Here is a 13,749-nt window from a genome sequence, read left to right on the forward strand (position 1 = left end):
GGCATCCCCCGGCGCTACCATCGCTACCCCGTAGCGCCGGGCGATGCCCGGCGGCCTTTCGCCCCGACAACAGGACGGTTCAATGAGTTACGACATGATGGTGTTCGAGGCCAGCGTCGCCCCGCGTGAGGCGGCAGCGTTCATCGCCTGGTTCGAGAAGCAGACCGCCTGGGGCGAGAACCACGAGTACGACGATCCGGTGGTCAGCAGTCCGGCGTTGCAGGGCTGGTTCGCCGCGATGGCACAGGAGTTCCCGCCCTTGAATGGTCCGCTGAGCAACGATGAGGACGATCGCGCCGAGGTCACCGACTACAGCATCGGCCGGCACGTCATCTACGGTGCGTTTGCCTACTCCGTGGCCGAGCGTGCGCATGGCCGGGTACAGGACCTTGCGGAGGAGCACGGGGTGGGCTTCTTTGATGTCAGCGCGGATGAAGCGGCCATCGTGTTCCCCGATGGCCTGGTGCTGATCGCGGAATGACGCCGGGTCGGATCCCCTTGCCGGTGGGAAGGGGATCCGACCCCGGTTCAGAACAACTGGCCCTGCACCGTGGGCTGTTCCATGCGCGCTGGTTGTTCGGCCACCTCTTCTGCACCCAGCCGCCAGGCCAGGCCGCCGATTCGACTGGCATGGCGCTTGAGCGCGGCCTGCAGCACGTCGGCACTGGCCGCCACATGCAGGACCTGGCGGGCACGGGTCAGCCCGGTGTAGATCAGCTCGCGCGACAGCACGCGACTGTCCTGCCGTGGCAGTTGCAGCCAGACCTCATCGAACTCCGAGCCCTGTGCCTTGTGCACGGTCATTGCGAACGCGCTCTCGTGCGCCGGCAATGCGGCCGGATGGAAGGCGCGCGGCTGATCGGCGGTGTCGCCGGGGAACCACGCCACCATCGCGCCCGTGCTGTCGCGCAGGCAGATGCCGACATCGCCGTTGAACAAGCGATGCCGATAGCTGTTCTCGGTTACCAGCAGCAGGCGCCCCTGGAAGTAGCCCGGGGTGGTGCCGGCCAGCAGCTGTTCGATCCGCTCGTTGAGGCCACGGGCTCCCTGCGGCCCTTCACGCAGCGCGGTCAGCACGCGCAGGCGGCCGGCCTGCTGCAGTGCCAGGACCGGGTCCCGGATATCGGCCAATGCACGCCAGCGGCCCAGCAGATGCTCACGCTGGTCACGCAGCGGATCCGGCTCCCCTTCGTGGAAGCGGACTCCCGACAGTTCGCCACTGCGCAGCAGTCGCAGCGTGGTGACGCTGTCGCCATCGCGGACGGCACGCGCCAACGGTGCCAGATCCAATGCGTCGCTCTGCCGGTAACCGCGCTGCAGCTGCACCCGCCGACCGGTGAATGCATGGACCGGCGCCGGCGGCTGCAATGCCGGTGCCGCCAACATCCCCTGCAACGCCAGTGCATCATCGACGCGCGTGCCCATGCCATCACCGCTGGCTCGCAGGATCGCGCCCAGCACGTCGCCGGCTTCGACCGAGGGCAGCTGGTCAGGATCGCCGAGCAGGATCAGGCGGGTGCCGCTGGCGATGGCATCGACCAGCTTGGCCATCATCGGCAGATCGATCATCGACGCTTCGTCGATCACCACCACATCCAGCGGCAGCGGATTATCGGCGTGGTGGCGGAAACGAGGCGAGTCGGGAATGACGCCCAGCAGGCGATGCAGGGTGGTACCGGTGGTAGGCAATTCGGCGCACAGCGCCGGGTCCAGGCCCTCCTCCTGCAACCGCTGCACGGCCAGACGCAGGCTTTCAGCCATCCGCTCTGCGGCGCGGCCGGTCGGTGCGGCCAAGGCCACCTTCGGCGGTGGCTGGCCGGCATGCGCTGCCTGCGCAGCCAGCAACAGCAGCAGGCGCGCGATGGTGGTGGTCTTGCCGGTGCCGGGTCCTCCGGTCACCAGCGCCAAGGGATGACGCAGGGTCACGCCTGCCGCGCGCGCCTGATGATCCTCGGCATCCCGGGCCTGCGGGAACAGCCGTGCGAACAGAGGCGCCAACGCGGGCAGATCCGGCGCCGGCAGCGGATGGCCGCCGATGCGCTGCAGGCCTGCCGCCAGCTGCCGCTCGTACTCGCGATAGCGGCGCAGGTACAGCAGGCCATTCTCCATCACCAGCGGGGCGTCATCTGCGACAGCATCGGCGCGCCCGGGGGTCGCGACCCAGGGCGAGGCGCGCAGCTGCTCGATCCAGGATTGCGGCGCCGGCCAGGCGGATACGCCTTCCAGCAGCCGGTGCGGCTGCGCCGGATCGAAACCGGCATGCCCCAGCGATACCGCCAGCGAGGCCAGGGCCGCCGCCAGGGCCACGTCCTCCGGGGTGTCCGTGCGCAGGCGCTGCAGGCCGGTCGCCAAGGCGTGGTCGATCGTCCGCAGCTGGCCATTGCGGTACAGATCCCTGAGCAGGCTCATGCGCTGGCTCCAAGCGCGCGTGCCGCCAGCTCGGCCTGGGCCTGCCTGCCTCCGGCGAACAACGCATCGAGCGCGTCCACCAGTTCGAGCGGGAAACGATCGGTGTAGACACCATTGCCAGTGCCATCCAGGCCGCGGCAGAACAGATAGCGGATGCCGCCCATGTCGCGTTCGTAGCGGTAGGCCGCCCCCAGCCGGAAGCGCAGCCAGCGATGCAGCGCGACGGTATAGATCAGGGCCTGCAGGTCGTACTCGCTGTGGCGCATGGCGATGGCCAGCAGGTCGGGGCTGTAGCCCGGCAGCCGGTTGGATTTGTAGTCGAGCACGTACCAGCGACCATCGCGCACGTAGGTGAGGTCGATCATGCCGGTCATCAGCCCTTCCAGCCGGCGGCGCTGGCCGAAGCCCCGGCGCGCGCTGGCGATGCCATGGGCATGCAGTACATCCAGCAGCGCCGGCACAGCGGTCGGCTCGATGGCGAAGTGGAAGTCGATCTCGGCACGACGATCCTGCGCGGGCACGCTGTACAGCGCGCCACCCTCCGGCAGCTCCGCGATGAGGGTCTGGCCGACCAGTGGCACCAGCACCGCGATGCCGTCATCCAGGTCCGCATCTGCATAGCCCTCGTCGCGCAATGCCTTGCGCAGCACGGCGGCCTGGCCTTCCGGCGCTTCCTGGCCAGGCTGCCAGGCGCCCCATGCGGCGAAGTCGACGTTCTCCATCGCTTCGTGCAGCACGTTGCCGAAGCGGCTGCCCATGAAACGCGGGTCGACCGGCGCGGCCTCTTCGGTCGCGGCAGGATCCGGCAGCGCGGGCTCCAGGGGCAGCTCCGCGCCAACCGGTTCGTCGGCCGCCGGCGCCGGAAGTTCGGTGGCGGCCGCCTCGATGTCACTGCCACTGCCGGCATCGGCATGGGCCAGCTGGGTGAAGCTGTATACCCACCAGTCGTGGGGCACGCGACGCGCCTGCGTGCGCACTGCCGGAAGTTCGCCGTCCATTTCCACCGCCAGCTGCGGCAGCTGCGCCACCGGCTCGCTGTCGTCGACCTGCACATCGGCGCACCCGCGCAGGGCCTGCAGGTCGCCCAGCAACGGCGCCAGTGGGGTCCTGGCAAGACCGGCCAGGTCACCGATGGCGATCCACAGCGCGTGCTCGGCTCGGGTCATGCCGACGTACAGCAGGCGCGCGTCCTCTGCCTGCTGTTCGTGCCGCGCCTGGCGGCTGACGGCGTCCCACACCTCGTCCCTGTCCAGCTTCCAGTGCAGCTGGCGCTCGCCGTCCAGATGCACGGTGCAGTGTGCAGCGCTGTTGTTCGCGCCGCGCTCGATGCCCACGAACGGCAGGAACACCAAGGGGTATTCCAGGCCCTTGCTCTTGTGCAGGGTGATGATCTGCACACGGCGCGCGTCCGATTCCAGGCGCAGCAGCTGCTGCTCATCGTCCTGGTCGGCGCTGGCCATCCGGCCCTGCAGCCAGTCCAGCAGGCCATGCATGCCCAGCGCCTGTGCCGACGCCTCCTGCAGCAGCTCGCCGAGCTGGAGGTAATTGGTCAGCCGGCGCTCGCCATCGATCAGCGCCAGCAGGCGTTCGCCCTGTGCGGCGCAGACGTCGGCGATCACCGCGAACGGGCCGCCGCGCTGCCATCGTTCGCGCCAGTGCAGCAGCTGCGCCTGGAATCCCCGCTGCAGGTCGCCTTCGTGTTCCATCGCTGCGATCGCACTGGCAGGCTGGCCGAGCAGCACGGTGGCCAGCGCGGTACGCAGGCGGCCTTCGTCGGCCGGTTGCAGCAGGGCCAGCAGCAGCGCGCGCAGGTCGTGGGCTTCGCTGGTGGCGAACAGGCTCTGCCTGCCGGCTGCCACCGCGGGAATTCCAACAGCCGCCAGCGCACGCTGTACAAGCGTGGCCTCGCGATGCGAACGCACCAGCACGGCGATGTCAGCCGGCTGCACCGGGCGACCACGCAGCAGGGCCCTGCCGGCGCGCGCGTCCACCAGCACCTGGTGAATGGCGGCCACACAGGCCCGCGTCGCTGCCTCGCGGGAGGCATCGGCAGCCAGCGGCCTGTCACCGCCGCTGCGCAGCACGCGCAGGGTCAGGGCTGCGGCGGCATGGCCATCACGCTGGTAATCCGCATCTGCACGTACGCCGCCCGGCCGCACCGGCTCGAAGCGGATGTCACGCTCGAGGAAGGCGTCCTCACCGCCGTTGTCGTACAGCATCTGCAGCACGCGCAGCAGCGCAGGCCGCGAGCGGAAATTCTGGTCCAGTGCCGGCGCAGGCTGCGCAACCTGCCTGGCCTTGAGGTAGGTATGGATGTCGCCGCCGCGGAAGCCATAGATCGCCTGCTTCGGATCGCCGATCAGGAACAGCGCTGGCGCCAGTCCCAGTTCGCGCACCTCCGGCGAATCGCCGAACAGGGTGTGGAAGATGCCCCATTGACGGTCATCGGTATCCTGGAATTCATCGACCAGGGCAATGCGGTACTGCGCGCGCAGCCGTTGCACCAGCGTCAGCCGTTGCGGCCCCTGCAGGGCAAGCGCCACGCCGTCGATCAGGTCATCGTAGGTCTGCACCCGTCGCGTCTGTTTCAACAGGGCCAGTCGCTGCGCGGCTTCGGCGCGCAGGGCGTGCAGGAAGCGGATCGCGCGCTGGCGAAGCCACGACATGACCACGTCGGCGGCATCCCACCAGGCCTGCAATGCGTCGAAGAGGGGTGCATCCGGGCATGCGCTCTGCTGATCGTCCCGGCAGAGCGCCTGCATCGAAGTGGGCAGCAGCTTCTCCAGATGGAGTTTTCCATCGCGTGACCAGTCCGCGCCGGCCTGCCCGGCGACCAGGGTGGAGAATGCCTTGTCGAAGCTCGGCCGCTTGGCACGACGTCCATCGAAGACCTTCTTCTCGAACGCCGTGGCGATCTGCCCACGGGCCGCATCAAGACCGGAGTCGATGGCGGACGCGAGGACCTGCGCGGCCTGCAGCATCCGCGGCCGCGGATCGTCCGGCAGCGTCGGCAATGGCAATGGATGCAGCGGCGGTGCGGCCAGCAGCGCGCGCAGGTCGCCTGCCAGTGCGTCCGGGCTCGACCACAACAAGGTCAGCGGCTCCAGTGTGGCCGGATCGTTGGCGTGCACGCGCCACAGGTCAGCCGCCAGTTCCTCCATCAGCTCGCGGTCGCTGGTCAGCAGCTCCGGAGGATCGAAGGTGTGGCCGCTCTCCAGTGCGTGCTCGCGCAGCACGCGGGTGCAGAAGCCGTGGATGGTGAAGATCGCGGCCAGATCGATTTCGTCGGCAGCGACCTGCAGGCGACGCTTCAGCGCCGCCGCGCTCTCATTGCCGGCATCGAGATGGCGCCACAGGATCTGCCGGGTCAACCGCATGTCGGGTGCCTCGCCGTCGCCCGGAGGCAGGTCGACCATCCGCGCGGCCAGCGCCAGTCGCTCACGGATGCGCTTGCGCAGTTCCTGGGTAGCGGCATCGGTGAAGGTCACCGCCAGGATCTGGCCGATACGCAGGCCCTGCTCGACCACGAGCCGGGTGAACAGCGTGGCCAGGGTGAAGGTCTTGCCGGTGCCGGCACTGGCTTCGATCAGGCGGACGCCATCCAGGGGCAGTGCGAGATACGGGTCGATACCGGGATGTTCGATGGGGGCCCCTGCCACGGTAGCGTTCATCCGGTGACCTCTGTATGTGAACCGGCGCCGGGCACGCGGCCTTCGCGCAGCGCGCCGAACACCACCTGGCTGTTGTGCAGCAGCTCGGCATACCGGGCATCGTCTGCGAAGGGATCGGCACCGCGCATCAGCAACTGCCAGGCGTCACTGCGGGATTCGCCCCAGCTGCGGTCGCTGCCATGCCACTGCTTCCAGCCCTCGCTGCGCTGTTTCTCGCCGCTGGTCGTGTACAGCACCCAGCCGGTGTAGGGAGCGAACCACAACGGCTCACGCAGGCCACGCCGGCGCAGCTGCAGCAGCGCGCGCAGGGCGGCCCGCGCCGCGGGCACGGACAGTGCCGGCAGGACGTGCGGACCCTGACCGGCGTCACCACCGTCGTGGAACTGAACCAGCGGCAACGCGTCGCCTGCCGCATTGGCCAGCAGCCAGTCCAGCCCCTGGCGGATCACCGCGTTGCCGTTGAGCGTGCCCGCGCGCAGCCGCACCAGACCGCCGGGATGGCGATCGGCAACCCGGCCGTGCAGGCGCACGCCGTCGATCTGGACCTCATAGCGGCGGCTTTCCGGCTGTACGCCCTGCATCCAGCGCAGCATTGCGTCGGCATAGGGACGGGTCTTCGATTGTTCCACCTCGAACTGCCGCTCGCCCAGCGCACCGGACGGCACCAGCGCACGTGCGCGCAGCCTCGGGTAGAGCGGGTCGTCATCGCCGGTGAGGGTGGCACGCACCACCGCGGCCTGCACACTGCGCGTGTCCGGCCCTCGCGCGGACAGCACCAGCGGCTCCAGATCAACGACGTCCTCGACCTCATCGGCCAGTCGAAGGCCCAGAGACTGCGACAGGAACTGCCCAGCCGGGTCGCACAGGAACCGGCGCAGGCTTTCCAGAGACAGTTCTTCTTCCACCGCAGCTTCGACCGGCGGCGGCAGCGCCGCCGCGTCGAACCACGGCGACAGCCCGCCACGCTGCCCGGCCAGGCGACCGGCTGCCGGATGCCATTGCCGGCGGTAGCTGAAGCGACGCGGGTCGCCATCGCCGAACGCGGCGGGGGAGAACGGCTGCAGCGCGTGGCGGACCGTGAATGCCGCGGCGGCGGCGGCTGGATCGAGGTGGTAGGCCGCCACCGCGTCGATCAGCTCGCTGACCAGCACCGACGGTTCCCGCACGCTGCCATCGCGCGGATCGGCGCCGAGATAACTGAGGTAGAACACGTCCTGTGCGGCGGCGAACAGCTGCAGGAACAGGAAGCGATCGTCCTCGCGGGTGGAACGGTCGCCCGGGCGGCGTCGGGGCGTGTCCAGTTCGGCGGTGAGCTGGTTCAGGCCGGCCGCCGGATCGCGACGCGGGAAATCGCCATCATTGAGGCCGAGTACGCAGATCACCCGGAACGGCAGCAATCGCATCGGCACCATGCGGCCGAAGCTGATGCCGCCGGTCAGCAGCGGTGCACGCGTGTCGGCTTCGGCCAGGGCGGAGGCGAAATGCGCACGTATCACTTCGGGAGGCACCCCGTCGCTGAAGCCGGCCTTGTCTGCGTCTTCGGCGAACTGGTTGAGCAGTTTGCGCAGCCGCTCCAGCGCGCGCTGGCTGTTGGGTGAGCCGGGCGGGGTCGGCAGCAGCGCATCCAGCAGCGACAGCAGGCGCTGCCGCCACTGCGCCGGAGTCAACGTCTCGCCAAGACGGCGCTGGTAGACGGCCAGTACCCGCAGCAGGCGCAGCAGGCGGTCCAGCGCATCCAGCGCGCCACCTTCCAGCCCGGTCCACGGCGCGACGCCGGCCAGGTCGGCATCGCTGCCGGTGGCATGGCCCAGCAGCAGACGATCCAGCGCGAACTGCCAGGTGTAGGCATCATCCGGCGGCGCGCCGTGCCGGGCGCGATGGTCCGCATCCAGCCCCCAGCGTGCGCCCGCCTGCTGCAGCCAGCCATGCAGGCGGTCGAAGTCGGTCGCGTCCAGTCCGGCTGCCTCGGCCAGGGGCGCGCTGGCCAGCAGGTCCAGCATTTCATTCAGCCCGAACCGCGAGACCGGCAGGCCAATCAGGTGCACGAACACATCGGCCAGCGGTTCGCCCGCCAGCGGACTGCTGTCGGCCAACGCGTAGGGAATGTGGTCGTCCTCGCCACCGCGGCCACCGAACACGGCCTCCAGGTAGGGCACGTAGGGATCGATGTCCGGCGCCAGCACGGCGATCTCGCGGGCCTGCAGCGGCGGGTCGAAGCGGTCATCCTCAAGCAGGCCACGCAGCTGGTCGTGCAGGACCTGCAGTTCGCGCAGGCGGGTGTGGCAGGCGTGCACCTGCAGGCTGGGATCATCGCCGGCCAGGCCATCACGCAGTTCGCCGGACGGCAGCGCCCGACGGTGGAACAGATCGCGCTGCAGGCGGTGCAGCAGGCTGTCGGACAGGCCGCCGTCGGCCATCGTCGGCCGCGCGTCGTCTTCCGGGTCGATGTAGGCGGCGATCTCACCGGCCGGGTGTACCACTTCATAGCTGCCCAGCACCGCCATGAAGTCGCGGCCGGCTGCGCCCCAGGCTTCCAGCAGGCGGTTTTCTCCCGCCGCTTCGCCGAAGGGATCGGGAGCGCCGCTGCGCAGCCGCTCGGCCAGGGTCTGCAGGTCGCCCCAGTACGACTGCACCGGGCTGGGCAGGTAGAAATGCAGTTCGCCCACCCGCGCCTGGGTCGCCATGACCCGCAGCACGTCCGGGGAGATGTTGAGCGTCGCGAATGCGGACATGCGCGGCGGCAACCCCTGCGGCAATGGCTGGCCGGCACCCTCGAAGCGGTCCAGGTAGGTCTGGATGCGGCGCGCGCGGTAGCCATGCCCACCGGCAACGGCGCGCCACAGGATCGCCTGGGGATCGGCCGGGTCGGCCCCGGCCTCCCAGCGCAGCAGCCAGTCGCGCCGCCAGGCCTGGTATTTCTCGAACACCGACGCCAGCTCGCCGGCCAGGGCCCAGGGTTTCAGCCCATCGCTGCCGGCAAGATAGGACTGCAGCGCGCGCATCGGTGGTTGCCCGAGCAGCGCCGGATCGCGCAGCGCCCGGTACAGCCGCCAGTGCAGGCCGGCAGCATCGAGATCGTCGGCTTCGCCATCGACGTTGGCGTTGAGCGCACGGGCGACGAACTCACCCGGGGTGAGGAATTCGAGGTTGGCGGCGACACCGTATTCGGCGGCCAATGTCGCCTGCAGCCAGCGCCGCATCGCCACCTGCGGGATCAGCACCACGTCCGGTGCGAGCAGCGGCTGCCCTGGCATCGGCGCACGGACGTTGCGTGCCAGCAGCGCGGCCAGCACATCCAGCGAGTTGGAATGGTAGAGGCGGAAGTCGCTGCCCGGGTCACTCATCATGCACAGTGTGCAGCACGGCTGGCAGTATTCAATGGTCAAACCTGTCACCGGCACGGATTGTTCCGGGTCGCCCGGCGATTGTCCCGACCTGCCCGGGGCCCTGCCGTGCCACAATACTGCACCGTCCAGTCTGCTTATGTTCAGCCGGCTGACCCGATCCTTCGATGTCGAAAAAATGTTAATGGTGCCCATGTCGGCTTCCACCTCCAGTCTGGTGCAGTTGTCCAACGTCCGCATCGACCGGAGCGGACGCACGATCCTGCGCGACGTTTCCCTGCAGGTGCCGAAGGGCAGCATCACCGCCGTGCTCGGTCCCTCCGGCAGCGGCAAGTCGACCCTGCTGGCCGCGCTGACCGGCGAACTGCGCCCAGCGGCCGGCGATATCACCCTGTTCGGCAAGCCGATCCCGCACCGCAGCGCCGAGCTGCTGGAGATGCGCAAGAGCGTCGGCGTCCTGCTGCAGGGCAATGGCCTGCTGACCGACCTCACCGTGGCAGAGAACGTCGCCCTGCCGCTGCGCACCCACACCCGCCTGCCGGCGGCGGTGCTGCGCCGGCTGGTGCAGATGAAGCTGCACGCGGTGGGATTGCTGGCCGCGGCCGATGCCTGGCCGCGCGAGCTGTCCGGCGGCATGGCGCGCCGCGTGGCGCTGGCCCGTGCGCTGGCGCTGGATCCGCCGCTGATGATCTATGACGAGCCGCTGACCGGGCTGGACCCGATCGCGTCCGGGGTGATCATGAGCCTGATCCAGCGTCTCAACCACAGCCTGGGACTGACCAGCATCATCGTCAGCCACCACGTGCACGAGACGCTGCCGATCTGCGACCAGGTGATCGCCATCGCCAACGGCGGCATCGTCTTCCAGGGCACGCCCGACGCGCTGCAGTCCAGCCAGGACCCGTTGCTGCGTCAGTTCCTGCACGGCCAGCCCGATGGCCCCATCCCGTTCGACGCCGAGCCGCGCGCGAGGGTCGCCTGATGCCCTTCATCCAAGCCACCCGCTCGCTGGGCCGCGCCGGCCTGTTCTCGCTGACCGTGCTGCGCGGTTCGCTGCCGACCCGTGATTTCCTGAGCGAACTGACCCGCGAGATCTACAAGATCGGCGCGCGCTCGCTGCCGATCATCGCTGTCGGCGGCGCCTTCGTCGGTCTGGTGTTGACCCTGCAGGGCTACCGCACGCTGACCACCTTCGGCGCGGCCGATGCCCTGTCGACCCTGCTCGGCTTGTCGCTCTACCGTGAACTGGCCCCGGTGCTGACCGCGCTGCTGTTCATCGGCCGTGCCGGCAGCTCGATCGCCGCCGAACTGGGCCTGATGCGCGCCACCGACCAGATCAAGGCACTGGAGCTGATGGCGATCGACCCGGTGGCCAAGGCCGTGGCGCCGCGCTTCTGGGCAGCCGTGCTGACCGTGCCGCTGCTGACCGGCATCTTCTGTTCGCTGGCGATCAGCGCCAGCTACTTCGAAGCGGTGCACGTGCTCGGCCTGGACAATGGCGTGTTCTGGTCGGCGCTGCGCAACAGTGTCGACTTCTGGGACGATTTCGGCGTGGCGATGCTGAAGTCGGCGATCTTCGGCGGCACTGCAGCCCTGGTCGCCGCCTATGTCGGTTTCCACGCCGAGCCGACCATCGAAGGCACTTCGGTGGCCACCACCCGTGCGGTGGTCAATGCCTCCCTGCTGGTGCTGATGTTCAACTTCGTGCTGTCGGCAATGCTGTTCACCTAACCCTTCCATCGGCGGTGCGCGGTGCGCGCGGCCACAACGACTCGATCAGGTACTCCCCATGGCCATCCGCGGTCCCAGACTCGAATTCTCCGTCGGCGCATTCCTGCTGCTGGCCCTGGCGTCGCTGCTGGTGCTGGCCGTGGCTTCCACCAACCAGCGCTGGAGCTGGGGCGGTGACGGCTACGAGCTGAAGGCGCGCTTCTCCCAGGTCGGCCAGCTGCGCAAGCAGGCGCCGGTCAAGATCGGCGGCGTTACCGTCGGCCAGGTTGCCGCGATCGACCTGGACCCGGTCAAGTTCGAATCCATCGTGACCCTGCGCATGGACAGCAAGGTCAAGGACCTGCCGGCGGATACCTCGGCCGGCATCTTCACCAGTGGTTTGCTGGGCGAGAGCTATATCGGTCTTCAGCCCGGTGGTGATCCGGAAGTGCTCAAGCCCGGTGAGGAGATCGTCTTCACCCAGCCGGCGGTGGACCTGATCCAGCTGGTCGGCAAGTACATGTTCAGTGGCGGCGCCGGCGGCGGCGCAGACCCGAAGCCCAACGATGGCGCACAGGCGCCTGCAAAGGAACCGCAACCATGAAGATGAAACTGATCCCGGCCCTGCTCGCGTCCTCGCTGCTGCTGGCGACCCCGTTGCTCGCCCAGGCGCAGGCCGCGGCCCCCGCTGCCGCCGCTCCGCAGGCCCAGGCCGGCAAAGTGGTGATCGATGCCAGCAGCCGCATCCTGTCCACCCTGCAGCAGCGCAAGAGCGAGTTCAGCAGCAATCCGTCCAGCCTGCGCTCCTACATCGACAGCGAACTGAACCGCACCTTCGACCGCGACTACGCGGCGCGCCTGGTGCTGGGCACGCATGCACGCGGCGCGTCGGATGCGGACATCAAGCTGTTCGCCGATGCGATGGCCGACAGCCTGATGCAGCGCTACGGTTCGGCCCTGCTGAACATCCAGGGCAGGCCGAGCTTCCGCCTGAAGGGTGAAAGCCCGCTGCCCGGCAACCGCGGCGTGCGCGTGAGCACAGAGCTGGTGCGTGCGGGCAACGAACCGACGCCCGTCGAGTACTGGATGCGCAACGTGAACGGCCAGTGGAAGATCTTCGACGTCAACATCGAGGGCATCTCCTACGTGCAGACCTTCCGCAACCAGTTCGACAGTCCCCTGCGCCAGAAGGGCATCCGACAGGTGGCCAACGAACTGCACAGCGGCAGCATCCAGGCCGGACCGGCCGGCAATGGCAAGTAACGCGCTGGCACTGCTGGAAGGCGGCACCCTGCGCCTGCGCGGGGCGCTGGATCGTGCCGCAGTGATTGCCCTGTGGCCGCAGCTGCAGGCGTTGCCGGCGCAGCTGGCACGGCTGGAACTGGGCGAGGTCGAGCGCGTGGACAGCGCCGGCCTGGCCCTGCTGGCCGAACTGGCCGCGCGCGCGCGCAAGGCCGGCCACCCCCTGGTGATCTCCGGCATGCCCGCCGGCTACAACGAACTGAGCGCAGCCTACCGGCTGTCGCCCGACCTGGATTTCAACGCTACTTCTGCTGCGAGCTGACATGAACGTCGTACGCGCTCTCCCCCTGATCGTCCTGGCCGCCGCGCTCAGCGCCTGTGCCGGCAAGCCCGCGCGCAGCGATGCGCCGGTTGCCGATACGCTGGTTCCGGCCAGCCCGACCGCCGCCACCGATACCGCCACCGATGCCCCCGCACCGGCAGCGGAGCCCACCCCCGTGGCCAGCGGCGAAACGGCCACGGCCAATACGCCTCCGGCCACGGACGCGTCTGCTGGAACCAGTGCCTCGGCTGCCGCTGCGCAGCCCGGCGGCGACGATGATTTCGACGCGCTGTACGGCGCCGACGGTGCGGCTGGCAACGCGGTGGCCTACGACCCGTGGGAACCGTTCAACCGCAAGGTGCACCGGTTCAACGTGGCGGTCGACAATGCCGTCGCGCGACCGCTGGCGACGGCTTACACCCACGTGGTGCCACGCTTTGCCCGCACCGGTGTGAGCAACTTCTTCAGCAACCTGCGCTCGCCGGTAACGATCGTCAACCAGCTGCTGCAGGGCCGTCCGGATGATGCCTGGGACACGCTGGGTCGCTTCCTGATGAACTCGACGCTGGGTATCGGTGGCCTGTTCGATCCGGCCAGCAAGGCGATGGTCGCCAACCGCAAGGAAGACTTCGGCCAGACGCTGGGTGCATGGGGCTGGCGTCGCTCGCGCTACGTCGAGCTGCCGTTCTTCGGTCCCCGCACCGTGCGTGATGTGTTCGGCCTGGCCGGCGACATGCCGCTCTCGCCGATCCGCAACATCGAAGAGGACAAGGTCCGCATCGGCCTGCAGGGCCTGCAGCTGGTCGACAGCCGCGCGCAGCTGCTGGCGGTGGACGATCTGCGCAGTTCGGCGGTGGACGAGTACGCGCTGGTCCGCGATGCGTGGCTGCAGCGTCGCAACTACCAGATCGAGAACGATCTGCGTGGCAAGCGCAACCGCGGCCAGGACGATCCCAACTCGCCGATCCCGATCGATGCGATGCCGATGCCGCAGTGGGGCAACTGAGTCCTGCCGGCACCCCATGAAAAAACCCCGCCTCGGCGGGGTTTT

At 69.0% G+C, this 13,749-nt stretch carries 10 protein-coding genes; 7 read left to right on the forward strand and 3 right to left on the reverse strand.

The window, feature by feature from the left end; genetic code table 11:
* Positions 1–82: 82 nt before the first annotated feature.
* Positions 83–481 (forward strand): hypothetical protein, encoded by a 399-nt coding sequence (locus tag ABE543_RS08145; protein ID WP_053517252.1) that lies wholly within the window; start codon positions 83–85, stop codon positions 479–481.
* 47 nt (positions 482–528) lie between these two features.
* On the opposite strand, the gene recD is transcribed toward ABE543_RS08145, so the two are convergent.
* The 3 genes from recD to recC are packed head-to-tail and all read right to left on the reverse strand — an operon-like array spanning position 529 to position 9,427.
* Positions 529–2,409, reverse strand: a complete 1,881-nt coding sequence (gene recD / locus ABE543_RS08150; RefSeq protein ID WP_346475564.1) for an exodeoxyribonuclease V subunit alpha — start codon at positions 2,407–2,409, stop codon at positions 529–531.
* Positions 2,406–6,068: an exodeoxyribonuclease V subunit beta gene (gene recB, locus ABE543_RS08155; protein ID WP_346475565.1), complete on the reverse strand. Its 3,663-nt coding sequence runs from the start codon at positions 6,066–6,068 to the stop codon at positions 2,406–2,408. Before recB ends, recD begins: the two co-directional genes overlap by 4 nt.
* A gap of 8 nt (positions 6,069–6,076) precedes the next feature.
* Complete coding sequence (recC, locus tag ABE543_RS08160; RefSeq protein ID WP_346475566.1) at positions 6,077–9,427, reverse strand: exodeoxyribonuclease V subunit gamma; 3,351 nt, start codon at positions 9,425–9,427, stop codon at positions 6,077–6,079.
* Between the two features lie 190 nt (positions 9,428–9,617).
* Here recC and ABE543_RS08165 point away from each other — a divergent pair, with 190 nt between their 5' ends.
* Genes ABE543_RS08165 through ABE543_RS08190 form a run of 6 tightly spaced genes read left to right on the forward strand, consistent with a single transcriptional unit; the run spans position 9,618 to position 13,704 of the window.
* A complete protein-coding gene (locus tag ABE543_RS08165; RefSeq protein WP_065174056.1) occupies positions 9,618–10,406 on the forward strand; it encodes an ATP-binding cassette domain-containing protein in 789 nt (262 codons plus the stop codon).
* The gene (locus ABE543_RS08170) at positions 10,406–11,155 is read left to right on the forward strand and encodes an MlaE family lipid ABC transporter permease subunit (RefSeq protein WP_053517248.1); all 750 of its coding nucleotides are present in this window, start codon (positions 10,406–10,408) and stop codon (positions 11,153–11,155) included. Before ABE543_RS08165 ends, ABE543_RS08170 begins: the two co-directional genes overlap by 1 nt.
* A 58-nt stretch (positions 11,156–11,213) precedes the next feature.
* On the forward strand, positions 11,214–11,738 hold the full coding sequence (gene mlaD, locus ABE543_RS08175) for an outer membrane lipid asymmetry maintenance protein MlaD (RefSeq protein ID WP_053517247.1): 525 nt from the start codon (positions 11,214–11,216) through the stop codon (positions 11,736–11,738).
* Positions 11,735–12,397, forward strand: coding sequence for an ABC transporter substrate-binding protein (locus ABE543_RS08180; protein WP_053517245.1), 663 nt, complete (start codon positions 11,735–11,737; stop codon positions 12,395–12,397). Before mlaD ends, ABE543_RS08180 begins: the two co-directional genes overlap by 4 nt.
* Positions 12,387–12,698: an STAS domain-containing protein gene (locus ABE543_RS08185; RefSeq protein WP_053517244.1), complete on the forward strand. Its 312-nt coding sequence runs from the start codon at positions 12,387–12,389 to the stop codon at positions 12,696–12,698. The genes ABE543_RS08180 and ABE543_RS08185 overlap by 11 nt, the downstream gene beginning before the upstream one ends.
* A gap of 1 nt (position 12,699) precedes the next feature.
* Complete coding sequence (locus tag ABE543_RS08190) at positions 12,700–13,704, forward strand: VacJ family lipoprotein (RefSeq protein ID WP_065174059.1); 1,005 nt, start codon at positions 12,700–12,702, stop codon at positions 13,702–13,704.
* Positions 13,705–13,749: the final 45 nt, after the last annotated feature.

The sequence above is a fragment of the Stenotrophomonas sp. TWI169 genome (assembly GCF_039674705.1).
In the GTDB taxonomy this organism is placed as follows: Bacteria; Pseudomonadota; Gammaproteobacteria; order Xanthomonadales; family Xanthomonadaceae; genus Stenotrophomonas; species Stenotrophomonas maltophilia_P.

Coding starts and splice junctions, on each gene's coding strand:
- ABE543_RS08165 (WP_065174056.1), top strand. CDS start 9,618: ATGTCGGCTTCCACCTCCAGTCTGGTGCAGTTGTCCAACGTCCGCATC.
- ABE543_RS08190 (WP_065174059.1), top strand. CDS start 12,700: ATGAACGTCGTACGCGCTCTCCCCCTGATCGTCCTGGCCGCCGCGCTC.
- ABE543_RS08170 (WP_053517248.1), top strand. CDS start 10,406: ATGCCCTTCATCCAAGCCACCCGCTCGCTGGGCCGCGCCGGCCTGTTC.
- recD (WP_346475564.1), bottom strand. CDS start 2,409: ATGAGCCTGCTCAGGGATCTGTACCGCAATGGCCAGCTGCGGACGATC.
- mlaD (WP_053517247.1), top strand. CDS start 11,214: ATGGCCATCCGCGGTCCCAGACTCGAATTCTCCGTCGGCGCATTCCTG.
- ABE543_RS08145 (WP_053517252.1), top strand. CDS start 83: ATGAGTTACGACATGATGGTGTTCGAGGCCAGCGTCGCCCCGCGTGAG.
- recC (WP_346475566.1), bottom strand. CDS start 9,427: ATGATGAGTGACCCGGGCAGCGACTTCCGCCTCTACCATTCCAACTCG.
- ABE543_RS08185 (WP_053517244.1), top strand. CDS start 12,387: ATGGCAAGTAACGCGCTGGCACTGCTGGAAGGCGGCACCCTGCGCCTG.
- ABE543_RS08180 (WP_053517245.1), top strand. CDS start 11,735: ATGAAGATGAAACTGATCCCGGCCCTGCTCGCGTCCTCGCTGCTGCTG.